Source organism: Mesorhizobium sp. B2-8-9 (assembly GCF_006439475.1).
In the GTDB taxonomy this organism is placed as follows: domain Bacteria; phylum Pseudomonadota; class Alphaproteobacteria; order Rhizobiales; family Rhizobiaceae; genus Mesorhizobium.
This window is the reverse complement of sequence record NZ_VFTQ01000001.1, coordinates 273,824-293,951: the sequence shown is the minus strand read 5'-3', so window position 1 is coordinate 293,951 and position 20,128 is coordinate 273,824. Positions and strand designations below refer to the sequence as shown.

Here is a 20,128-nt window from a genome sequence, read left to right as displayed (position 1 = left end):
GATCCCGTGTGGCATGTGTTGCCCGACAATCACGGGAAATCAATGGCCAGCGATCTGGAGACCGTCTACCATCGATTATCGTTTGACGGGGGTGCGGCGAATGGAACCGACAAAGACAGGCCGCGGTAAAATGGCGCTGACTGCAGAGCTTGTCGCGAGGGTCGAGCGCATGGAGCCTGATCCAGGTCCCGAGCCCGGAACAAGTGAGCATAGCGACGCTGAATTTAACGATCTGGCCGAACAGCTGCTTGCGCAATATCGACCCGATGCGCTTTGGGTATTTGCCTATGGCTCGCTGATCTGGAATCCAGAATTCATTTACCTGGAGCAGCGTCAGGCGACGGCACTTAGGTTGGCACCGCTCATTTTGCCTGAAGCTGACACGCTGGCGCGGAACGCGTGAATTGCCGGCGCTGATGCTGGCGCTCGACCGGGGAGGCAGCTGCAACGGCATCGCCTATCGGCTGCCGGCGGAGGACCATCTGGGGCAGATCGTCCAACTGCTTCGTCGCGAAATAGATGCGAACCCGCCGACCAACGTGCCATGCTGGATCAAGCTCCGGACCAGGGACGGGCCATTGCGTGCGCTGGCTTTTGTCGCCGCGCCCGAGGGCAGGGCTTATGCCGGCAGGCTGGCGTTGGAGCAGGTTGCGCACACGCTGGCGCGCGCCGCCGGGCATTGGGGCTCCTCGGCGCAATATCTTTTCCGGACGGTCGCCAAGCTGGAGGAAAGCGGGATCCGCGACAGAAATCTTTGGCGTATCCAGGATCTGGTCGCCCGGCAGATCATCGCTTCGACTGAAGCCCAACGGCAAGGCTGATCTAGCGGCAGGCGCGGTAACCGCTTTTGCGGTTCTTGATGTCGAAATGGAAATGGTTGCGGTGGTCGTAATTGTAGCCTGGGCCGAGCACCGTGGTGAAATACTCGCAGCCGTCGGCGCGCACATTGTTGAGGAAGCCGCGCGTGCGGAAGGCGAACAGGCCGGGCTTGCGGACGTCGATGTCGTCGCCATTGTTGAGCTCGATGCTCATGACGTCGAGGGCGTTGCCCTTGCCGTGCTCGGACAGCACGCCTTCGCCGGCGATGTTGCGGCAGGAATAGCTGGAGCCCTGGTGGATCGCCTTGACGCCGGAGAAATAGCGCCAGCGGGCAGCCGGCTGCAGCTCGTTCTTCGTCCAGGCGGCAAAGGTGGCGGCCATGTTGCAGGTCAGGGTCGCCGCGGGCGTCATGGCGACATTGCCGATGGCCGAGACTTTTACCGGATAATCGATGCCGCACTGGCCCTCATGGATCGGCTGGACGTCCTGATAGACGACTCCCATCCGCTTCAGCTCGTTGCGGCAGTCGATTTCGCTGGCCGGCATCTGCTCGAGAGGCGACATCGGCTCGTCCATGCGCGGATAGGCGACCTGCGTCATATAGGGGTTGGATGGAACAAGACGCTGCATTCCGGAATATTGCGGCGCATCGGGCTGCGGCACGGCTGCCGTCTGGCTGCCGACATCGACGGCCGGCTGCAGTGCAAAGACGTCACCGGTCGTGCAGGCCGATATTGCCGCCATGGCGACGCCCGCGGCCAGCCCGGCGACCGTGATGCGCGCACGCTTGCTCCGTTGCGCCGCTGCCAGCATAGCGCCAAGTCTTCCAGCCATTGAAAGGCGTCCTTGTCCCCGAATGGCACAAGGTTAACCGCCAACAGTAAAGGAAAGATCAGCGCCGGCATTCACGCATGGGGCGGAATTGCGGCGCTGTCCTTGGCTTGCTGCGGGCAAGACTTCCGGAATCACCTATTGGCAGAAGGTTCCGCCGTGGCGGCGCGGTTCCAGGTCCAGATGGAAATGCAGCGCGTGGTCGGGATCGGCGCCTGGTCCGAGCACCGTCTTGAACGGACCGCAGGCAGCCTTGCGCACCGCGTCGAGGAATTTTGCGTCCTTCTCCGGCGGTGTCGGCCCGACCTCGATCTTCCTCCCGTCCGACAAGGTGAAGCTGGCGATGTCGAGCGCGTTGCCGAAGGCGTGTTCGGACAGTTTGCGGGTGCCGTTGCGCGGGCGGCAGACAAAGGCCGAGCCCTGGTCGATCGACTTCAAATCGGCGCCGAGCTCGGCCTTTGCCGTGGGTTGGACGATTTCGGCCATGAAGCGCGCCGCCGCCTCGGCCATCTGGCAGTTGAGCTCGGTGCCGGGACTGATGCCGATGGACTTGCCCAGCGTTTTCAGAATTATCGGATAGGGGATCGAGCAGCCGATTTCCGCATCGTGCTCGGCCTTGTGCTCCTCGAACTCGACGCCCAGAGCCTTCAGCCGCTCGCGGCACGCGGTTTCTTCCGCCGGCATCGTTTCGGCCGGCATGTCGGCCGAGCGCGGATCGGGAAGCATCTTTTCCTCGCCCGGCGGTTCGGGTTTTTCCGATGGCTGCGGCGCGGTTTCCGGCGGCTCCGGCTCCAGTTCGGTCGGCTTCTGCGGGGGCGTCGGCACGACATCCGGCATCTGCGGCTCGAATTCCGTCCGCGGCGCGGACTGAGCGCTCTTCGAACGCGGCGGACGGGCGTCCCATTTCGGATGCGATTTCTGCTGGTTGAGGAAGTCGTCGCTGCCGCCCGCGCGCGGCTTGCCTTGCCCGGACTTCTCAGCGCCGTTGTCCAGGTCCTGCGGACGCGACCCTGGAACCGGGGTCGCCGGCGGCGTTTCCGGAGCCGGAGCGGCGCTCTGGCTGGCCGGCGGCAGATGTCCTTTATGCCGATGATGATGCTTGGCTATGGCCGGCGTAACCAGCAACATCGCAGCCGCCACAGGCAGCGCCAATCTGCAAAGTCGTGAAAGGCTCAGCGTTGCCATCGCCCGGAAACGGCGGTCGCGGTGCGAAGTTGCCTGTATCGGCTGCCTTGCCGATCACAATCGGTTACCGGCGCGTTACGCGCCGATGGCTTCAAGGCCTTCCTCCAGCCAGTCGGCAAGCATCGGCAGCCCGAGCAGATATTTGGCCGCGCGCTTCCTGGGACGCTCCCTGGCGGCGGCCACCGCGTCCATCCATTCGGATGCCTCATAGTCACCGCGCCCGACCCAGGCGAGCGCGATGAGCTCGGCCGCTTCGTCGATATTGAGATCGTTGATTAGCTCGCGCAATTCTTCCCCGGTCAGGTCTTCCGAGGCTTCCTCGACAAGGCCGTCATGATGGTGGCTGTCATGCGTGTCGCCGTCGAACTCGACCTCGTGCTCAGCGCCGTCATCATAGTCCTCGTTGACGGCAGCACTCAGCGCCTTCGCCTTGAGGATGAACAGGCGCACCGTGTCCGGATCGATCGAAAGTTCCCACTCCTTCTCGAGGCGCTGCTGCACGGTCCTTCTCCACGTGATGCGCTTGGTCCGATGATAGCGCAATTAAAGCGCGCGTCACGTCCGCAGCTATCGGCTTCTGTCCGGCCCGGGTTCAAAATAGTTCGGTAGTAGCCCGCATTTCGGGATGAAACCGCGCCAAGGCGGCGTTAATCTGGCATTGTCACACTCACGGAGGCTTCGATGCGCAGACGTTTGCTTGTTCAGGTCATGGCTATTGCGGCGCTGCCGCTGTTCGTTGCGCCGGCTTTTGCGGCTGGTGAAGGCGGCAGCAGCGGTGGCCAGACGACCACCACCTGCAAGAAGGGCGAGGTCTGGGACAAGAAGAAGAACAAATGCGTAAAGCCGCAATATGGCATGCTGGACGACGACAGCATCTACGAGGCCGGTCACGATCTGGCGATGGCCGGACGCTATGACGAAGCGATTTCGGTGCTGACGCTCGCCGCCAACAAGCAGGATCCGCGAATCCTCAATTATCTCGGCTATTCGCATCGTCATTCGGGCCGCGTCACGGTCGGCCTCGGCTATTACGAGGAAGCGCTGCGGATCGACCCGAATTACACGCTGGTGCGCGAATATCTCGGCGAGGCGCATCTGCAGATCGGCGATCTCGCCGGCGCGCAGCAACAGCTCCAGGAAATCGAAAAGCGGACCGGCAAGGGCTCGCGCGAATACGGCATGCTGTCCGAGCAGATCGATCATTTCCTGAGGAGCTGAACAGGGCTCGAAGCCTCTCGAACCGGCTGCGGGCATCGCAGCCGGTTTTTTATTGCTCGCCGGCAGCCGCGGACCGCGAAAGCGGTGATCATTTTGCCGAACTTCAATTTTTGGGCGTGAAAATCGCGCAAAGATCGCTATATTCAGGGAAATTGTGGTGAGACGGTTCCGTTAGCCCGAGGCTGCCGGACCGTTTTCTTTTTGTACCTATTGACAAGGTCCCTCCCGAAAACGGGGGTGGCGGCAGAAAGGTCAGGCTATGATCAAGGTCCCGATGACAGGCGAGGGGTTCGCGTCATTGAAGGAAGAACTTCGCTGGCGCCAGCAGGAGGAGCGTCCTCGCATCATCGAGGCGATTTCCGAAGCGCGCTCGCATGGCGACCTGTCCGAAAATGCCGAGTATCACGCGGCGAAAGAGTCGCAGAGCCTCAATGAAGGCCGCATCAACGAGCTCGAGGATCTGATCGCGCGGGCCGAAGTTATCGACGTTTCGAAGCTTTCCGGCGACAAGGTCAAGTTCGGCGCAACTGTCGTGCTCGTCGACGAGGACACCGAAGAGAAGAAAACCTACCAGATCGTCGGCGACCAGGAAGCGGACGTGAAGTCGGGCCGTATCTCGATTTCATCGCCGATCGCGCGTGCGCTGATCGGCAAAGAAGTCGGCGACGCCATCGAGGTCAATGCTCCAGGCGGCGCCCGAGGGTACGAGATCGTCCAGGTGCAGTTTATCTGAGGACCTTTTGATAATTCTACTCTGGCGGCCGACTAGCGTAGTTTTCTGCGCTTCCGGTGCTCACGTACTTTAAGTACGCTCCGCTCCGGTTCTCGAAAACTACGCCATTCGACTCGCCAGAGCGAATTCTGAAAAGGTCCTCACGCTGGCGCCTTTGAACTGAGTGCCAGCAGCCGCTCAGCCTCCACCATCACCTCAGCCGGCGTGACCCTGCCGCCCGCAGGCGCAGGCAAGGTCGATGCGAAAGGCCCGCGCGGGCCTGTGAGACCGGGTTCCGTCGCCAGGAAGACGGCGACGGTCGGCAGGCCGAAGGCGCTGGCGAGGTGGGTGAGGCCGGTGTCGGCGCCGATGACCAGCGCCGCGCGGCCGAGGATCGCGGCGACATCCGCGAGCGGCGATTTCGGAATAAGCACCGTGCCTGGCACGGCGGCGGCAATGGCTTCCGCTACGGATTTTTCCGCTTCATTCGACCAGGTGGCAATCGGCGTGAACTGCCGCCCGGCCAGTCGGCGCGCGGTTTCGATCCAATTCTCGACCGGCCATTTCTTGTCCTCGCGGCTGGTGCCGTGCAGGAGGAAGGCGGCTCTGCCTTCGATGCCAGGCAGGTTGCCCGCCGGCGGCACGATGCCTGAGCGAAGCGTCGACAGGTCGGGCTGATAGCCAAGCGCCAGCCCGAACAGCCGTCTGGTGCGCTCGATGGCGTGCAGGTCGCGCGGCACCGCATATCTGTGTCGATAAAACAGCGTCGCCGACGGCTCGCGGGCGCTGGCCCGGTCGAAGCCGGCAATCGGCGCGCCGGCCTGGATGGCGACCAGGGCCGATTTCAATAAGCCCTGCGCATCGATGACCAGATCGTAGCGGGAGGCGCGGAGCGCTCCGCGCAGTCCGGTCATCTCGCGCCACGTGGCTCCGTCGAGAAGCCGCTTGCGCCAGCGCCGGACCGCCACCTTGTGAATGGTGCCGATCGCCGGATGCAGAGCCACGATACCGGCAAACGGCTCCTCCACGCACCAATCGAAATCTATATCGGGGCGATTGCGCACCGCGTCCTCGACGGCGGGAAACGTGTGGATGACATCGCCCATCGACGATGTCTTGACGATCAGCACTTTCATGCCGCTGCCGGAACCTTGAGCAAGCGGTCGGCCGCGGCGGTGACGCGCGCGACATCGAGCGTGTTCAGGCAGTTGAGATGGCCAAGCGGGCAGACCTTCTTGTGGCAGGGCGAGCAGGACAGATGCAGCCAGATCAGCTCTGAGCGCTCGCTGAGAGGCGGCGTGTTTTCCGGCGAGGTCGAACCGTAGACGGCAACGATCGGCGTGCCGACGGCGGCGGCGACATGCATCAGCCCGCTGTCGTTCGAGACCGCAAGCTTCGCTGCGGCGATCAGGTCGATGGCGTCCTCGAGGCGTGTCTTGCCGGCAAGGTCGACGGCACCCGGCGCAAGGGCTGCAATCTCGCCGGTCACGTCGGCATCGTTCGTCGAGCCGAGTAGCGCGACGCCCAAGCCCTTGGCCATCATGTCTCGGGCCAGCCCGGCATAGCGATCGCTCGGCCAGCGTTTTGCCGGGCCGAATTCGGCGCCGGGCATGAGCGCCACAAATTTCTTCCCGGTCAGCCCGAAGCGCACCAGCAGATCGGCCTGGTTGGCCTTGTCGACGGTAAGACGCGGCGCGCGAAAAGTGCCGCCGCGCGCGAGGCCGAAATAGGCGCGTGCGGTGCGCCGCTTCAGCGCTTCGGGCAGGGGTACGACATCCGTCAGCAGGCCGTAGCGCATCTCGCGCAGATTGCCGACGCGATGTGGGATGCGGGCGAAGAACGGGATCAGCGCCGATTTCCAGCTCCCCGGCAGCACATAGGCCATGTCGTAGCGGCCGCGCAGCAGGCGGCCGAAGCGCCTGCGGCTGCGGAACTCGAGCGCTCCCGGCATCAACGGAAAGTCGATCTGGCTGCGTATCTCGGGCATGCGCTTGACCAGCGGGGCCGCCCATGCCGGCGCCAGCACGTCGATGGCCGCATTCGGATGTTTTTCCTTCAGCGCCGCAAACAGGCACTGCGCCATGACCATGTCGCCCACCCAGCGTGGGCCGATCACGAGGATCGTTGGGCCTTCAGCCATTCGACATAGTCCCTGACGCCGGTTTCGACTGTGCGGAATTGGCCATTGTAGCCGGCCGCGCGCAAGCGGGACATATCAGCCTGCGTGAAACTCTGGTAGCTGCCCTTGAGGTGATCGGGAAAGGGGATGAATTCGATCTCGCCCTTGCCCAGCGTGTCGATCACCGTCTCGGCGATCGCCCGGAACGGCTGGGCGCGGCCGGTACCGCAGTTGAAGATGCCGCTGGCGCCGCGTTTCCACAGCCACAGATTGACGTCGGCCACATCGCCGACATGGATGAAATCGCGGCTCTGCTCGCCGGGTCCGAAGTCGCCATAGGCGCCGAACAGCTTCGGGTTTTCGCCACGCTCGACCTGGTTGAACAGATGGAAGGCGACCGAGGCCATGGCGCCCTTATGCGCCTCGCGCGGGCCGTAGACATTGAAATAGCGCAGGCCCGCCACTTGCGAATGATCGGTATCGAAGACGTTGCGGCGGACGTAGTCGTCGAACAACTTCTTCGAATAGGCATAGACGTTGAGCGGCCGCTCGAAGTCCGGCTCCTCGCGAAACTCGCTGCCGCCGCCATAGACCGAAGCCGACGAGGCGTAGAGGAAGGGCACGCGCAGCTTCAGGCAGGCATGCAGCAACCGCTTCGAATAGGCGTAGTTCACCTCCATCATGAACTTGCCGTTCCACTCGGTGGTGGTCGAGCAGGCGCCTTGATGGAAGACGGCCTCGATGCGGCCGAGTGCGCCGTCATCGAGCCGGGCGAGAAATTCGTCCTTGTCGAGATAGTCGGCGATGCGAAGGTCGGCAAGGTTGGCGATCTTGTGGCCGTCGGTCAGATCGTCGACGACGACGATGTCATCATGGCCCTCGGCATTGAGAGCGGCGACGATGTTGGAGCCGATCATGCCGGCGCCGCCCGTGACGATGATCATGCTTTCTTCAGCCTCGCTCCGTTGCCGATTCCGGCCCTTATAGGGGAGGTGGGCTGGGCTGTCGATAAAGCTCGCCAGCCGCGGGTACGACGAACGTAGGGATAGATCGGCGGAAGGGCTTTCGGGATAAGCTGCTTGCGAGCACCGCGGCGAAAGGCCGCCGGTGCGGGTCCTTGCTCGTGGTGCAACAGTGACGTCCGATCTAAAGCCCGGCCTCCGCCATCGTCAAATCGTGCGGGTCGATGATACCCTGACGGTGCCTGCCATGACGCCCGCCTTTGCGGGTTTTGGCGACATGCCACCGGTTTTCGCCACCGCCTTCATGGTCGGCTTCATTGAATGGGCGTGCATCGAGGCCTTGCGCCCGTTCCTTGGCAGCCACGAGAGAACCGTCGGCACCCATGTCGACGTCAGCCATGTCGCCGCCACCCCCGTCGGCATGATGGTCACCGCCGATGTCGAGCTTGTCGCCGTGGAAGGGCGAAAATTGCGCTTCAAGGTGTCATGCACCGACGAGGGCGGACTGATCGGGGAAGGTCTGCATGAGCGCGCGGTGATCGACCATGACAAGTTCATGGCGCGTGTCTTGACCAAATCCGGGCAGACAGGTTCTTTGTCATAGCGAGGCCGCAAAGCTACGGCTCCAGTTCGGCCTTCGCCACCTGGCGTAGCGTGAGGGAACAAGATGCCGTCGACCGAACTGCTCATCGCTTTCTTCGCCACCACGGCGATCTTCGCCTACATTCCCGGTCCTGCCATGCTCTACGCCGCTGCGCAGACGATGGCGCGCGGGCGCTGGTCTGGGCTGACGGCGGCACTCGGCATCCATCTCGGCGGCTATGTGCATGTCTTCGCGGCCGCTGCCGGCCTGTCCGTCCTGTTTCACGCCGTGCCGCCGCTGTACCTGGTGGTCAAGCTGATCGGCGCGCTTTATCTGGTCTGGCTCGGCGTTGCCATGTTCCGCAAACGGGCGGATAGCGATATGGCTCTGCCCGCCATCGAGCGGAAATCGGCCCGGCGCGCCTTTTTCGAAAGCATCACCGTCGAGGTGCTCAATCCGAAGACGGCGATCTTCTTCATGGCGTTCCTGCCGCAATTCATCGATGCTTCGGCGGCGTTTCCGGTCTGGCTGCAGTTCGTCGTGCTTGGAACCATCGTCAACCTGATGTTCTCCTCCGCCGACGTCATGTGCGTATTCCTTGCCGGCGCGATGATCGCCCGGCTGCGGCGTTCGGGACGCGCGCAGCGCCTGATGCAGCGAGCGGGCGGCGCCGTGCTGGTTGGCCTCGGCGTCCACGTCGCCCTGCAGAGGAGCTGATTGCCAACCCGGCTCCGGCTAAGGTCCGCGCCGGGCTGCCGTTGCGCTCGCCCGAATTGCGGTATATCGGCATCGCTTTGAACAGCCCGCGCCACAATTCCGGCGCTGAAACCTAATCAAGTCCGGCCGTCTTCAGGCATAGCTCGAGCGAGATGATCAAGCACCATCTGCCTTCTCCGGAACCTTTGCATCGCACCATCGCCCGGTTCGGCGACGTCACCGTGCTGGTGGTGGGCGATTTCATCCTGGACCGTTTCGTCAGCGGGGTGATCGAGCGCATCTCGCCGGAAGCTCCCATTCCCGTGCTGCATGGAAAGGGCGAGGCGTTGAACATCGGCGGCGCCGGCAATGTCGTCTCCAACATCGTTTCGTTGGGCGCGGCCGCCATTCCCGTCTCGGTGATCGGTGCCGACCAGGCAGGCGACAATCTGATGCGCATGCTCAGCGAGATCGGCGTCGATACCGACGGGCTCCTGCAGCGCCAGGACCGCATGACCTCGTCGAAAAGCCGCTTCAGCGCGCTCAACCAGCAGGTGCTGCGGTTCGACGAGGAAGAGATCAAGCCGCTCACCGGGGCCGAGCGGGCGAAGCTCATCGATCATTTCCAGGCGGCGCTTGGCCGCGCCGACATCGTCATCCTCTCCGATTACGGCAAGGGCATCCTGCTCGACGGCGTCGCCGGCGAGCTGATCGCGATCTGCCGAGATGCCGGCAAGCCGGTGCTGGTCGATCCGAAGGGACGCGACTATGCGCGCTATGCCGGCGCCACGGCTGTGACGCCGAACCGCAAGGAGCTTGGCGAGGCGGTCGGGCGCAAGGTCTTCGGCGATGACGAGATCGTGGCGGCGGCGCGCGACCTGATCGCCACGCATGATTTCGAGTTCATCGTCGCCACGCGCAGCGAGAAGGGCATGAGCGTGGTCTCCGCCGAGGACGCCCGCCACATCTCCACCCAGGCGCGCGAAGTCTTCGACGTCTCCGGTGCCGGCGATACAGTCATCGCGAGTTTCGCGCTGTCGCTCGCCGCCGGCGCCGACCGGGTGCATGCGGCGGTCATCGCCAACGCGGCCGGCGGCGTGGTCGTCGGCAAGCGCGGCACGGCGCGGCTCAACGTCGAGGAGCTATCCGGCGCGCTGTTCCGCTCGCACGGGCCGACCGGCCATCAGGACGCCATCCTCGATTTCAATGCCGCGGCCAGGATGGTCGCTGCCTGGAAGGAAGAGGGGCTGACCGTGGGCTTCACCAATGGCTGCTTCGACATCCTGCATGCCGGCCATGTCAGCCTGCTGCATGCCGCGCGCAGCCAGTGCGACCGGCTGGTGCTCGGTCTCAACAGCGACGCCTCGGTGCACCGGCTGAAAGGGCCGGGGCGCCCGGTCAACAACCAGCATGACCGCGCCTGCGTGCTGGCGGCACTTGCCTCTGTCGATGCAGTCGTCGTCTTCGAGGAGGACACGCCGCTGAAGCTGATCGAGGCGCTTCTGCCGGACATTCTGGTCAAGGGCGCGGATTACACGGTCGAGACCGTGGTCGGCGCCGATGTCGTGCAGAAGGCGGGCGGGCGCGTGGTGCTGGTCGATCTCGTCGCCGGCAAGAGCACGACGAACACGATCGGCAAGCTGCGTGCCGCAAACTGAGGATCTCATGTCCAATTTGAACGACTACCTGGTCCGCTCCGCGGCGGCGATATCGGCGATGGTCGAGCGCGACCTCACCGACGAGATGGAACGGGCCGTGAGCACCGTTGTGGGGGCGCTGTCGCAAGGCAAGGCGCTGCTTATCTGCGGCAATGGCGGCTCGGCCAGCGACGCCATTCACATCGCAGGAGAACTGGTCGGCCGCTTCCTGAAGGAGCGCAAGGCCTACAACGTCATCGCGCTGCCGGCCAACGCCGCGGTGCTGACCGCCTGGGGCAACGACTACGGCTTCGACACCGTCTTCTCGCGCCAGGTGGAGGCGCATGGATCGGAAGGCGCGGTGCTGCTCGCCATTTCCACCAGCGGCAATTCGCCGAGCATCCTTGCCGCCGCTGAGCAGGCGCGGGCGATGGGCATGACGGTGATCAGCCTGACAGGCGAGACCGGCGGCAAGCTCAAGCCGCTGACTGACATTCTGCTCAACGTGCCGTCGACCTCGACGCCGATCATTCAGCAGGGGCATTTGTGCCTCTATCACCATCTGTGCGAGGCTGTCGAAGCGCGCCTCAGCAATGGCTGAGAGCGACGGCTTTCCACTGGCCGGGCCGGGCCTTTGGGTCGAGCAGGTCGGTGACAGGACGTTTCCGGCCGGCCGGCCGGCGCTGTTCCTCGATCGCGACGGCACCATCAATGTCGATACCGGCTATCCAGACGTTCCGGCGACCATGGTGCTGCGCGACGGCATCGCGCCGGTCATCGAGGCCGCGAACGAGCGCAGCATTCCGGTCGTTGTCATCACCAACCAGTCCGGCATCGCGCGCGGCTATTTCGGCTGGGACGCGTTCGCGCGGGTCAATGGGCGTGTGCTCGAGCTGCTGGCTGAGAAAAATGCCTTCGTCGACATGGTGCTTGCCTGCGCCTACCACGAAGCCGGCAGGGGCGCGTTGGCGGTTGCCGATCATCCGATGCGCAAGCCCAATCCGGGCATGCTGCTGGAGGCGGGCCGCCGCCTCGGCCTCGATCTCAGCCGATCGCTGATCGTCGGCGACAAGCCGGCCGATATGGAAGCCGGCCAGCGCGCCGGCCTTGCGCGTGGCTGGCTGGTGGACGGCGAAGGCTCGACGATAGGCGGGTTTTCGGTTTCGCCGTTGCGCGGCGCCACGGACCTTGAGGGACTGCTTGCCGCGATACGGTTGCTCTGATCGCAGGTTGATTCAAAGCCCAGCGCTAAGCCCTTTGTTTTTGCAGATGATTTTCAGGAAGCCGGCACATCAAGTTGGGAAGGCGACAAGCCCTTCGTCCTTGACGCGCCGGATGGTCAAGGCGGTGCGTACGGTATCCACGTTGGGGGCGGAGGCCAGTTCCTCGATGACGAAGGTCTGGAATGTGCCGAGGTCACTCGCCACGCAATGCAGCAAGAAATCGGATTCGCCCGAAACCATCCAGGCATCGCGCACGATCGGCCAGCCGCGCGTGCGTTCGGCGAAGGTCTTCAGCTCGGCATCGGCCTGATGATGCAGGCCGATCAGGCAGAAGGCGACGACATCCATGCCGAGCGCCGGCGCGTTCAGCAGCGCGCGGTAACCGCGGATGATGCCGGCCTCTTCCAGCCGCCTGACACGGCGCAGGCAGGGCGGCGCCGAAATGCCGACCCTGTTGGACAATTCGACATTGGTCATGCGGCCGTCGCCCTGCAGTTCGCGCAGGATCTTCCAGTCGATGGCATCGAGGTCGGCTTTGAGCGGCATGGACGGCTTTCGCGCAAGAATCTTTCGCGATTTTGTAATTTGGTTTCGCCTGGGAGGCCATCCCTTTACGATGATTTTCTCCTTCTTTTGATGCATGCGGTGATGCCAGAGCCGCGCATATCTGCGGACGACATGCATCGGTGCGGGGCTGCGATATGCCCGATATGCGAGGAACGAAGCTTTCCGGGGACGAAAGCCAACTTGCCTTGCTGGTCTCACGGGCAACACTTACATTAAGCCCAACAAAACCACGGCTTCGCGCCGCAGGGGACTTTTTCATGAACACCAAACACGCGCCCGTTCTTATCATCGGTTCCGGCCCGGCCGGCTACACGGCGGCGGTCTATGCCGCGCGCGCCATGCTGAAGCCGATGCTGGTCGCCGGCCTGCAGCAGGGCGGCCAATTGATGATCACCACCGACGTGGAAAACTATCCAGGCTTCGCCGATCCGATCCAGGGTCCGTGGCTGATGGAGCAGATGCTCAAGCAGGCCGAGCATGTCGGCACCGACATCATCAACGACATCATCACCGAGGTCGATCTCAATGTGCGGCCGTTCCGCGCCACAGGCGATTCCGGCACCGTCTACACCGCGGACGCCTTGATCATCGCCACCGGCGCGCAGGCGAAATGGCTGGGCATCCCGTCGGAGCAGACCTTCATGGGGTTCGGCGTTTCGGCCTGCGCCACCTGCGACGGCTTCTTCTATCGCGGCAAGGACGTCGCGGTGGTGGGCGGCGGCAATTCGGCGGTCGAGGAGGCGCTCTATCTGTCGAACCTCGCCAAGAGCGTCACCGTCATCCACCGGCGCGGCGATTTCCGCGCCGAGCGCATCCTGCGCGAGCGACTGCTCAAGAAGGACAATGTCCGCGTCATCTGGGACACGGTCGTCGACGAGATCACCGGACGGCCGGGCAAGGCGCCGCTGCCGCCCTCGGTCGAGGGCCTGACGCTGCGCAACGTGGTGACCGGCCAGGAATCGAAGCTGCCGGTCGACGGCGTGTTCGTCGCCATCGGCCATGCGCCGGCGGTCGAGCTCTTCGCGGGCAAGCTGAAGCAGAAGCCGAACGGCTATCTGTGGACGGCGCCCGATTCCACCCGCACCGACGTGCCCGGCGTGTTCGCCGCCGGCGACGTCACCGACGACGTCTACCGCCAGGCGGTGACGGCGGCCGGGCTTGGCTGCATGGCGGCGCTCGAGGCGGAAAAATATCTGGCGGGCATCGAGGTTCACCGCGAAGCGGCGGAATGACAATCGGCTGAAAGAGCCGTTTAAAAGCCTGATTTTTCATTCAGACGCCAAAGGCAACGCGAGGGGAATCATGGCGCTGGACTGGGACAAGCTACGCGTTTTTCACGCAGCGGCGGAGGCTGGGTCGTTCACCCATGCCGCCGAGACGCTGCATCTGTCGCAATCGGCCATCTCGCGGCAGGTCAGCGCGCTTGAGCACGACGTCGGCGTTGCACTGTTCCACCGCCATGCGCGCGGCCTGGTGCTGACCGAGCAGGGCGAGATGCTGTTCCGCACGGCGCATGACGTGCTGATGAAGCTGGAAACCATCAAGACGCGGCTGACCGAAACCAAGGATCGGCCGTCGGGCGTGCTCAGGGTGACGACCACGGTCGGCCTGGGCGCCGGCTGGCTGACCGAGCGCGTGCAGGAATTCATTGAGCTCTATCCCGAGATCAGCCTGCAACTGATCCTGGCCAATGAGGAGCTTGATCTCACCATGCGCCAGGCCGATTGCGCGATCCGGCTGCGCCAGCCACAGCAGCCCGACCTTATCCAGCGCCGGCTGTTCACGGTGCATTTCCACCTCTATGCGGCGCCGTCCTATATCGCCAAGTTCGGCAGGCCGGCCTCGATCGCCGAGCTCAGGAACCACCGCATCGTCACTTTCGGCCTGCCGGTGCCCTCGCATCTGTCGGAGCTGAACTGGCTGGAGACGGTCGGCGATTTCGAGGGCGGGCAGCGGGTGCCGACGCTGCAGATCAACGACATCCTGTCGATCAAGCGGGCAGTGCAGGGCGGCGCCGGCATCGCCATGCTGCCGGACTATGTGATCAACAAGGACACGAACCTGGTGCAGCTGCTGCCGGAGACCGAGGTGCCGTCCTTCGACACCTATTTCGCCTATCCCGACGCGATGAAGAACCAGGCGAAGCTGCACGTGTTTCGCGACTTTATCATCGCCAAGGCGCGCAGCTGGTCTTACTGAATGTTCAGGTGAGGCCTGCCTGCGAACGGCAGGCTCCTGCGCTTCCGGTACTCACGTACTTGAAGTACGCTCCGTTCCGGTTCTCGGAGCCTACCGTTCTCGACTCGGCCTGACCTGAATATCGGCACCCCTCTCGGAAAGGGCGGCTTATCCGCGCCAGGGTTTCAGGCGCGGCAGCCAGCCGGGCACGGCGCGGCGGTAGACCTCGTATTCTTCGCCATAGCGGTTGGCGAGCGTCGGCTCTTCATAGAGCTTGACGAAGGAGATCATCGTCGCCGCGGCGATGAGGCCGTAGACCAGCACCGCCCAACTCGAAAAGATCAGCGCCTGGCCAAGGATGATCGACAACACCGCCACATACATGGGATTGCGTACATGGCGGTAGACGCCGCCTACGACCAGTTTCTCGGTCGGAGCCACGGGAGCGGGCGTGCCCAGGCCCTCGAGGGCAAAGCGGGCGAAGGCATGAAGCAGGATGGCGGCCGCTCCGATCACAAGAATCGAGCCCACAGCCACGAAGCCCGGCAGGGCCGACAGAGGTTTGCGATAATGGTCGGTCAGCAGCCACGGCGCCAAGCCGGCGACGACGCCCGGCGCTGCGACCAGGAACAGCGCGCTGGCGGCGATTGCTGAAAAAGTTCGCATCATCGGTCTCCTGCCGTAAAAATAAACTCGGCCTGCCGAAATCGACATCATTTCGCCGACTCGCATATTTCTGAGCAAAATCGGCTCGGTTTGCTTTTAAGCAGTCGCTTTAGCGCCTGAAACGCGCCGGAATCGGCGACTTTTCTGGTCCTATGGCTTCGAGGAACAGGTTGGACCACAGCCTGCGTCTTTTTGCATGCGTGTGTTGCAAAATAGATGCTTGTTTCTTGGGCATGATGAGCACATATATAGTCGCATCTCCGGGGCGCGTTCTCCTCCCATTAGCGCCCTCGAGTGTTCCCCTCTGGAGGTTAGCCTTAATCGGCACTTCCAATCAAACTCAGCCGGATCTTTATTGATCCGGCTTTTTTGTTGCCCGCATGCCTTCGAGCCGGCAAGAAAACGACTGAATCCACCGCGTAACAGTGACATGTAACATCGGGTAACATGTCGCAGACCCACTCTATCGTTTAAGTAGACGATAGGACGCGGTTGGTCGGCTCGGGAGATGGGGGCATCACTCGAAAGACCGGGCTCAGGCAAGCACCGCGTCCGAACCTTTTTACGGATGCGGCGGACCAGCCGTTGCCTCCCAGGAGAACGGTCCGCAATAGGAACGGCGTCCGGATCATCCGGACGCCGATTTCATATCTCCAACAGAAGCCTGCCAGCAGGCTCGTGCGTTTCACCGTTTCACGGAAACGGCGAAACGCCCTATCTCCTTGTTCTTTCGCAATTCCGCACGGAAAACCGCTCACACTTTTCCCGGAATTGCTCTAGGCCGCTTTGCCGTTGGCGTTCATCGCTTCGTCGGCCAGCCGGCCGGTGAGCTCGGCCATGTGATCGAAAGTGGCCTTGTAGCTGGCGACGCCGGCGGTCGCCGAGCGCAGCTCGATGATCAGATCGCCGATTTCGGCCTGCGGCATGGTCGCCTCGACGACGTCCCAGCCGGGCCAATCGGGCCTTGCATCATAGCCGAGGATTTGGCCGCGCCGCTGCGGGATCAGCGCGATGATCTTGGAGGTCGCGTCGGAGGGCGTGACGATCTCGACCTTCATGATCGGCTCAAGCAGGACCGGCGAACAGGCGGCCATGCCTTCCTTCATCGCGAGCTTCGCCGCCATCTGGAAGGCCATGTCGGAGGAATCGACCGCGTGGTAGGAACCATCCGACAGATTGACGGCGACATCGACGACCGGAAAGCCGAGCGGGCCCGTCTTCAGATAGTCGCGAATGCCGGTCTCCACCGATTGGATATAGGTTTTCGGCACCACGCCGCCGGTGATGGTGTCGGAGAACTGGAAGCCGGACCCGCGCGGCAGCGGCTTGATCTCGATCACCACGTCGCCGAACTGGCCGTGGCCGCCGGACTGCTTCTTGTGGCGGCCGCGCTGTTGCGCCGATTTGCGGATCGTCTCCCGGTAAGGCACCGCCGGGGTATGGCCCTCGATCGGGATCTGGTTCTTGCCTTCGAGGCGCTCGCGCACCACGCGCAGATGCATCTCGCCGTGACCCGACAGGACGGTTTCGGCGGAGTCCTGGTTGTGGCGCAGGCTGAGCGATGGATCTTCTTCGGCAAGCCGCTGGATCGCCGCCGACATCTTGACCTCGTCCTTGCGCTCCTTGGGGCGAAGCGCGAAGGCGAAGACCGGCTGCGGCGGCTCCAGCGTGACCAATGGCCGGATGCCGCCCTTGGCCGAGCTCAGCGTCTGGCCGGTCTTGACGTTGTCGAGCTTGCCGAGCGCAACCGTGTCGCCCGCCTTGGCGGATGTCAGCTTCGACTGGTCCTTGCCGAGCATCCTGTAGATGCCGGAAACCTTCGCCGTGTCGCCGTTGGAAAGGAAGAGCTCGGCTGCGTCGGCCAGTTGGCCCGAGAGCACGCGCGACACCGAAAGCTTGCCGCCATGCGCGGTGTGAATGGTCTTCATCACCTGCACTACCGTCTGGCCGTCCGGCGCGCCAAGGCGCTTCCGCGTCGCCTCGACATCCGGCGCGTCATGGCGGATGGCTTTCAACAGGCGCAGCACGCCGTTGCCCTTCTCGGCCGTGCCGATCAGCACCGGCGTCACCGCGCCGGCGCGCAGATCGGCCGAGAGATCGTCGAAGATAGCGTCCTTCGGCGGCTCGATCTCCTCCAGCAATTGCTCCATCAGGTGATCGTCATGATCGGCGAGCGTCTCCAGCATGGAGAAACGGGCTTCCAGCTCGCGCGCCTTGTCGTCGTTCGGGATCTCGGCAACCTGGCTCTCGGCGTATTCGCGATAGATGTAGGCGCGTTCCAGCGCCAGATCGATCGAGCCGATGACGATGCCGTCCTTGCGCACCGGAATCTGGCGCAGCAGCAACGGTACCGTGCTTGCCGGCTGCAGCATCTTCAGCGTCTCGCGCACGCCCGCGACCGCCTTGTCGACCTTGTTGAGGAACAGGATGCGCGGAATGGCGAGATCGTCGAGCTTGCGCATGATGAGCTGCAGCGCCGGGATCTTCTTCTCATCGGCCTCGGCGACGACGACCGCGAGGTCGCAAGCGGCAAGCACGGGTTCGGCCTCGAAGGCGAATTCGATGGAGCCGGGACAGTCGACGAAAGTGATCTGCTCGCCCATGAAATCGGTGGTGGCGAAGGTCGCCTCGACGCTCATGGCGTGGGCGCGTGCCTCCGGCGAATGGTCGGAAACGGTGTTGCCCGATGAAACCGGTGACTGGCGGGGAATGGCGCCCGTGCGGGCGAGGATGGCTTCGAGAAGTGTCGTCTTACCGCTTGCGAAGGGACCGACTATGGCAATGCATTTCGGTCCCGTGCGTCGTCCTCCGGCGCGAGTACCCATGGCTGAACCTCCACTCAGGCGTTTCCCAAGAGAGCGATCAGCAAAAGTGGAAACCGGTTTGCGTCCGATCGCACCCTATGCAGAGCGGCGGCCGGCCTGTTCGGCCGTCGCGGGCGGGTTTTCACCTCTTCCCAAAACCATCGTCACACGGGTTTGTCGGGAGGGCAAGAAAAATAGGACGTTCGCCGGCTTGGGTTTCGTCAGGTCGCGATTTCCTGTTTGTCAGCCCGTGAGGGCAAGACCGCAGCCGCTAAAAGCCAAGCCGGCACCTGCCAATTGGGCCGTCCGCGAGAAGCCGGAATCGGAAGATGTCAATAAAGGCTCAGCCGGCCTCGGTTCGGCGCACCGGCATGACTGCGCTCTGCTTCACTACCTTCTCGGCAAAGCGTGACAGCAGCGGATTGAATAGGTCCGGCTTTTCCCAGAAAGGTGCGTGGCCGGCGCCGGATATGACATGGCACCGTTCCCACAGCGAGGCGTAGGCCACTGTCTCGAAGTAGCTCAGCCGCACGAGCGGGTCATGCTCCCCATTGATCACCGCGACCGGGAAGGGGGCATTCTCGACCACCTGCTTCTGGTCGGCGCCCTTGCCGGCAAACATGCCGAACGCCACGCCCGAGCGCAGCCTGCCGTCGGTGCGCCTTATAGCCTCGCGGAAAGACGGACTTGCGCTGCCGCCGAAGCAAAACGCCTCAAAGCGCTCGATGTCGCGTTCGGAGTAAACTTTCTTGGAGGTGAGCAGCATGTCCCAGTTGGCATGAAAGCCACGCAGCATGCCGAGCGGCCCCCTCGACACCGGCGGCGCCCCGGTCAACACCAGACCGTTCACCGCGTGATGGAAGCTGGCAAGTTCAATCGCTACATGGCCGCCAAGCGACCAGCCGAAGATGATGGCGTGGCCGATGTTGAGGGCATCGAGAAGGCGGGCTGTGGTCTGGGCGAGGCCGGTGATCGTATAGGTTGCGGCCGGGTCGCGAGCATCGGAGGAGTCGCCATGGCCGGGAAGGTCGAAAGCGATCAGCCGGTGGGCATCGGCGAGCGGACTGTCGAACTGACGCGCAAAGACGGCGCGCGAACTGCCCGAGCCGTGGATCATGACGATGGGCATGCCGGAACCAGACGACTGGCTGAGGCGCAAATCAGCCTGCGGCGTACGGATTGTGCGGTCAGTGACGCTCATGCTGGATTAGATCCTCGGATGTGGCTGGTGGCCAACATCGCATCCGGGGCTCTATATCTTCTTTAAGCATGTGGTTAAGAGAGGGTTCCTGGAAATAAGCGGCCGGCGTGGCTACCGGCTGGATGGCAGCACCGGCGGAAACCCCTACGATGGAATCACTCCTCGATCTTCTTGTCTCGATTTGCAGCATCGCGACCATTGGCCAATATGTCTGGTCGATGCGGGCGCATTTCCAATTGCAGGCCATGTTTCCAGGCGCCATGGTGATTTCGGCAGCGGTGATTGCTACGACTTTTTTCTTTCTCGCCATCCTGTGGATCCAATCGCAGCCGGTTCCGGCAAAGCTCGCCGGGCTCGCCGTCGAACTGGCAAGCTCTGCCCTCTTCTGGTGGGCGATCGTCACCTCGCGGAAGGCGCGGCTGCACTTCGCCTTCGCGCCCGATAATCCGCACAGCCTGCTGACCCGTGGCCCCTACCGCTACATCCGCCACCCTTTCTACTCGTCATACATCATCTTCTGGATTGGATGGGGGATCGCGACCTGGTCGATCTGGGCGGTGGTGCCGGTCGCCGGGATCGCCGTCCTCTATGTGGTTGCGGCGCTGGGCGAAGAAAAGAAATTTTCGCGGACGCCATTGGCGGGCGATTACCAGGCCTATCGCGGTCGAGCCGGCCTGTTCTGGCCGCGACTGGGATGGTAGCCGACACAGGGCAGGGATTCTCCCCA

General features: G+C 63.4%; 22 protein-coding genes. 12 read left to right on the top strand and 10 right to left on the bottom strand.

Going from position 1 to position 20,128, the window contains the following annotated elements; all coding sequences use genetic code 11:
• The first annotated feature begins 100 nt into the window (after positions 1 to 100).
• On the top strand, positions 101 to 403 hold the full coding sequence (locus FJ423_RS34735) for a gamma-glutamylcyclotransferase (protein WP_348642871.1): 303 nt from the start codon (positions 101 to 103) through the stop codon (positions 401 to 403).
• A 1-nt stretch (position 404) separates the two neighbouring features.
• Complete coding sequence (locus FJ423_RS34730) at positions 405 to 821, top strand: gamma-glutamylcyclotransferase (RefSeq protein ID WP_348642870.1); 417 nt, start codon at positions 405 to 407, stop codon at positions 819 to 821.
• Position 822: 1 nt separating this feature from the next.
• Here FJ423_RS34730 and FJ423_RS01515 read toward each other — a convergent pair whose 3' ends face one another.
• The 3 genes from FJ423_RS01515 to FJ423_RS01505 all read right to left on the bottom strand — a co-directional run bounded on the left by FJ423_RS01515 (position 823) and on the right by FJ423_RS01505 (position 3,336).
• The gene (locus FJ423_RS01515; RefSeq protein WP_140838595.1) at positions 823 to 1,653 is read right to left on the bottom strand and encodes an extensin family protein; all 831 of its coding nucleotides are present in this window, start codon (positions 1,651 to 1,653) and stop codon (positions 823 to 825) included.
• Positions 1,654 to 1,788: 135 nt separating this feature from the next.
• The gene (locus FJ423_RS01510) at positions 1,789 to 2,778 is read right to left on the bottom strand and encodes an extensin family protein (protein WP_246680057.1); all 990 of its coding nucleotides are present in this window, start codon (positions 2,776 to 2,778) and stop codon (positions 1,789 to 1,791) included.
• Between the two features lie 132 nt (positions 2,779 to 2,910).
• Positions 2,911 to 3,336 (bottom strand): DUF3775 domain-containing protein, encoded by a 426-nt coding sequence (locus FJ423_RS01505; RefSeq protein WP_140838591.1) that lies wholly within the window; start codon positions 3,334 to 3,336, stop codon positions 2,911 to 2,913.
• Between the two features lie 180 nt (positions 3,337 to 3,516).
• Here FJ423_RS01505 and FJ423_RS01500 point away from each other — a divergent pair, with 180 nt between their 5' ends.
• Both FJ423_RS01500 and greA read left to right on the top strand, forming a co-directional pair.
• Positions 3,517 to 4,053 carry a tetratricopeptide repeat protein gene (locus FJ423_RS01500; protein WP_095766572.1) on the top strand — a complete coding sequence of 179 codons (537 nt, stop codon included), beginning with the start codon at positions 3,517 to 3,519 and terminating at the stop codon, positions 4,051 to 4,053.
• A gap of 259 nt (positions 4,054 to 4,312) precedes the next feature.
• Positions 4,313 to 4,786 (top strand): transcription elongation factor GreA, encoded by a 474-nt coding sequence (gene greA, locus FJ423_RS01495; RefSeq protein WP_095766573.1) that lies wholly within the window; start codon positions 4,313 to 4,315, stop codon positions 4,784 to 4,786.
• A 140-nt stretch (positions 4,787 to 4,926) separates the two neighbouring features.
• On the opposite strand, the gene waaC is transcribed toward greA, so the two are convergent.
• Genes waaC through rfaD form a run of 3 tightly spaced genes read right to left on the bottom strand, consistent with a single transcriptional unit; the run spans position 4,927 to position 7,828 of the window.
• Positions 4,927 to 5,901, bottom strand: a complete 975-nt coding sequence (gene waaC, locus FJ423_RS01490) for a lipopolysaccharide heptosyltransferase I (RefSeq protein WP_140838589.1) — start codon at positions 5,899 to 5,901, stop codon at positions 4,927 to 4,929.
• A complete protein-coding gene (waaF, locus tag FJ423_RS01485; protein WP_140838587.1) occupies positions 5,898 to 6,905 on the bottom strand; it encodes a lipopolysaccharide heptosyltransferase II in 1,008 nt (335 codons plus the stop codon). The genes waaC and waaF overlap by 4 nt, the downstream gene beginning before the upstream one ends.
• Positions 6,878 to 7,828 (bottom strand): ADP-glyceromanno-heptose 6-epimerase, encoded by a 951-nt coding sequence (gene rfaD / locus FJ423_RS01480; RefSeq protein ID WP_140838585.1) that lies wholly within the window; start codon positions 7,826 to 7,828, stop codon positions 6,878 to 6,880. The genes waaF and rfaD overlap by 28 nt, the downstream gene beginning before the upstream one ends.
• Before the next feature lie 163 nt (positions 7,829 to 7,991).
• On the opposite strand from rfaD, the gene FJ423_RS01475 reads away from it, so the two are divergent.
• The 5 genes from FJ423_RS01475 to FJ423_RS01455 all read left to right on the top strand — a co-directional run bounded on the left by FJ423_RS01475 (position 7,992) and on the right by FJ423_RS01455 (position 11,985).
• Positions 7,992 to 8,450, top strand: coding sequence for a thioesterase family protein (locus tag FJ423_RS01475; RefSeq protein ID WP_210239530.1), 459 nt, complete (start codon positions 7,992 to 7,994; stop codon positions 8,448 to 8,450).
• A 63-nt stretch (positions 8,451 to 8,513) separates the two neighbouring features.
• Positions 8,514 to 9,146 carry a LysE family translocator gene (locus FJ423_RS01470; protein ID WP_140838583.1) on the top strand — a complete coding sequence of 211 codons (633 nt, stop codon included), beginning with the start codon at positions 8,514 to 8,516 and terminating at the stop codon, positions 9,144 to 9,146.
• Positions 9,147 to 9,298: 152 nt separating this feature from the next.
• Positions 9,299 to 10,783 (top strand): D-glycero-beta-D-manno-heptose-7-phosphate kinase, encoded by a 1,485-nt coding sequence (gene rfaE1 / locus FJ423_RS01465; RefSeq protein ID WP_140838581.1) that lies wholly within the window; start codon positions 9,299 to 9,301, stop codon positions 10,781 to 10,783.
• 7 nt (positions 10,784 to 10,790) lie between these two features.
• Positions 10,791 to 11,363 (top strand): SIS domain-containing protein, encoded by a 573-nt coding sequence (locus tag FJ423_RS01460; RefSeq protein ID WP_140838579.1) that lies wholly within the window; start codon positions 10,791 to 10,793, stop codon positions 11,361 to 11,363.
• Complete coding sequence (locus FJ423_RS01455) at positions 11,356 to 11,985, top strand: HAD family hydrolase (protein ID WP_140838576.1); 630 nt, start codon at positions 11,356 to 11,358, stop codon at positions 11,983 to 11,985. Before FJ423_RS01460 ends, FJ423_RS01455 begins: the two co-directional genes overlap by 8 nt.
• 69 nt (positions 11,986 to 12,054) lie before the next feature.
• Here the strand turns inward: FJ423_RS01455 and FJ423_RS01450 are convergent, their stop codons facing one another.
• A complete protein-coding gene (locus tag FJ423_RS01450; RefSeq protein WP_040989590.1) occupies positions 12,055 to 12,531 on the bottom strand; it encodes an Lrp/AsnC family transcriptional regulator in 477 nt (158 codons plus the stop codon).
• Between the two features lie 278 nt (positions 12,532 to 12,809).
• On the opposite strand from FJ423_RS01450, the gene trxB reads away from it, so the two are divergent.
• Together trxB and FJ423_RS01440 are read left to right on the top strand one after the other, a co-directional pair.
• Entirely contained in the window at positions 12,810 to 13,784 is a 975-nt protein-coding gene (gene trxB, locus FJ423_RS01445; RefSeq protein WP_140838574.1) for a thioredoxin-disulfide reductase, read from the top strand.
• A 70-nt stretch (positions 13,785 to 13,854) separates the two neighbouring features.
• Complete coding sequence (locus tag FJ423_RS01440) at positions 13,855 to 14,751, top strand: LysR family transcriptional regulator (RefSeq protein WP_095766582.1); 897 nt, start codon at positions 13,855 to 13,857, stop codon at positions 14,749 to 14,751.
• Between the two features lie 147 nt (positions 14,752 to 14,898).
• Here FJ423_RS01440 and FJ423_RS01435 read toward each other — a convergent pair whose 3' ends face one another.
• The 3 genes from FJ423_RS01435 to FJ423_RS01425 form a co-directional block, all read right to left on the bottom strand.
• Positions 14,899 to 15,396 carry an isoprenylcysteine carboxylmethyltransferase family protein gene (locus tag FJ423_RS01435; protein WP_140838572.1) on the bottom strand — a complete coding sequence of 166 codons (498 nt, stop codon included), beginning with the start codon at positions 15,394 to 15,396 and terminating at the stop codon, positions 14,899 to 14,901.
• Between the two features lie 776 nt (positions 15,397 to 16,172).
• Positions 16,173 to 18,221 carry an elongation factor G gene (locus FJ423_RS01430; protein WP_095766583.1) on the bottom strand — a complete coding sequence of 683 codons (2,049 nt, stop codon included), beginning with the start codon at positions 18,219 to 18,221 and terminating at the stop codon, positions 16,173 to 16,175.
• Between the two features lie 322 nt (positions 18,222 to 18,543).
• Positions 18,544 to 19,401 (bottom strand): alpha/beta hydrolase, encoded by an 858-nt coding sequence (locus FJ423_RS01425; protein WP_140838570.1) that lies wholly within the window; start codon positions 19,399 to 19,401, stop codon positions 18,544 to 18,546.
• Positions 19,402 to 19,508: 107 nt separating this feature from the next.
• Here FJ423_RS01425 and FJ423_RS01420 point away from each other — a divergent pair, with 107 nt between their 5' ends.
• The gene (locus FJ423_RS01420) at positions 19,509 to 20,102 is read left to right on the top strand and encodes an isoprenylcysteine carboxylmethyltransferase family protein (RefSeq protein WP_246680056.1); all 594 of its coding nucleotides are present in this window, start codon (positions 19,509 to 19,511) and stop codon (positions 20,100 to 20,102) included.
• The last annotated feature ends 26 nt before the right edge of the window (positions 20,103 to 20,128 follow it).

Excerpts from the sequence above, each read along its gene's own strand:
- FJ423_RS34735 (WP_348642871.1), top strand. The coding sequence starts at position 101 with ATGGAACCGACAAAGACAGGCCGCGGTAAAATGGCGCTGACTGCAGAG.
- FJ423_RS01515 (WP_140838595.1), bottom strand. The coding sequence starts at position 1,653 with ATGGCTGGAAGACTTGGCGCTATGCTGGCAGCGGCGCAACGGAGCAAG.
- FJ423_RS01510 (WP_246680057.1), bottom strand. The coding sequence starts at position 2,778 with ATGTTGCTGGTTACGCCGGCCATAGCCAAGCATCATCATCGGCATAAA.
- FJ423_RS01500 (WP_095766572.1), top strand. The coding sequence starts at position 3,517 with ATGCGCAGACGTTTGCTTGTTCAGGTCATGGCTATTGCGGCGCTGCCG.
- greA (WP_095766573.1), top strand. The coding sequence starts at position 4,313 with ATGATCAAGGTCCCGATGACAGGCGAGGGGTTCGCGTCATTGAAGGAA.
- waaC (WP_140838589.1), bottom strand. The coding sequence starts at position 5,901 with ATGAAAGTGCTGATCGTCAAGACATCGTCGATGGGCGATGTCATCCAC.
- waaF (WP_140838587.1), bottom strand. The coding sequence starts at position 6,905 with ATGGCTGAAGGCCCAACGATCCTCGTGATCGGCCCACGCTGGGTGGGC.
- rfaD (WP_140838585.1), bottom strand. The coding sequence starts at position 7,828 with ATGATCATCGTCACGGGCGGCGCCGGCATGATCGGCTCCAACATCGTC.
- FJ423_RS01470 (WP_140838583.1), top strand. The coding sequence starts at position 8,514 with ATGCCGTCGACCGAACTGCTCATCGCTTTCTTCGCCACCACGGCGATC.
- rfaE1 (WP_140838581.1), top strand. The coding sequence starts at position 9,299 with ATGATCAAGCACCATCTGCCTTCTCCGGAACCTTTGCATCGCACCATC.
- FJ423_RS01460 (WP_140838579.1), top strand. The coding sequence starts at position 10,791 with ATGTCCAATTTGAACGACTACCTGGTCCGCTCCGCGGCGGCGATATCG.
- FJ423_RS01455 (WP_140838576.1), top strand. The coding sequence starts at position 11,356 with ATGGCTGAGAGCGACGGCTTTCCACTGGCCGGGCCGGGCCTTTGGGTC.
- FJ423_RS01450 (WP_040989590.1), bottom strand. The coding sequence starts at position 12,531 with ATGCCGCTCAAAGCCGACCTCGATGCCATCGACTGGAAGATCCTGCGC.
- trxB (WP_140838574.1), top strand. The coding sequence starts at position 12,810 with ATGAACACCAAACACGCGCCCGTTCTTATCATCGGTTCCGGCCCGGCC.
- FJ423_RS01440 (WP_095766582.1), top strand. The coding sequence starts at position 13,855 with ATGGCGCTGGACTGGGACAAGCTACGCGTTTTTCACGCAGCGGCGGAG.
- FJ423_RS01435 (WP_140838572.1), bottom strand. The coding sequence starts at position 15,396 with ATGCGAACTTTTTCAGCAATCGCCGCCAGCGCGCTGTTCCTGGTCGCA.
- FJ423_RS01430 (WP_095766583.1), bottom strand. The coding sequence starts at position 18,221 with ATGGGTACTCGCGCCGGAGGACGACGCACGGGACCGAAATGCATTGCC.
- FJ423_RS01425 (WP_140838570.1), bottom strand. The coding sequence starts at position 19,401 with ATGAGCGTCACTGACCGCACAATCCGTACGCCGCAGGCTGATTTGCGC.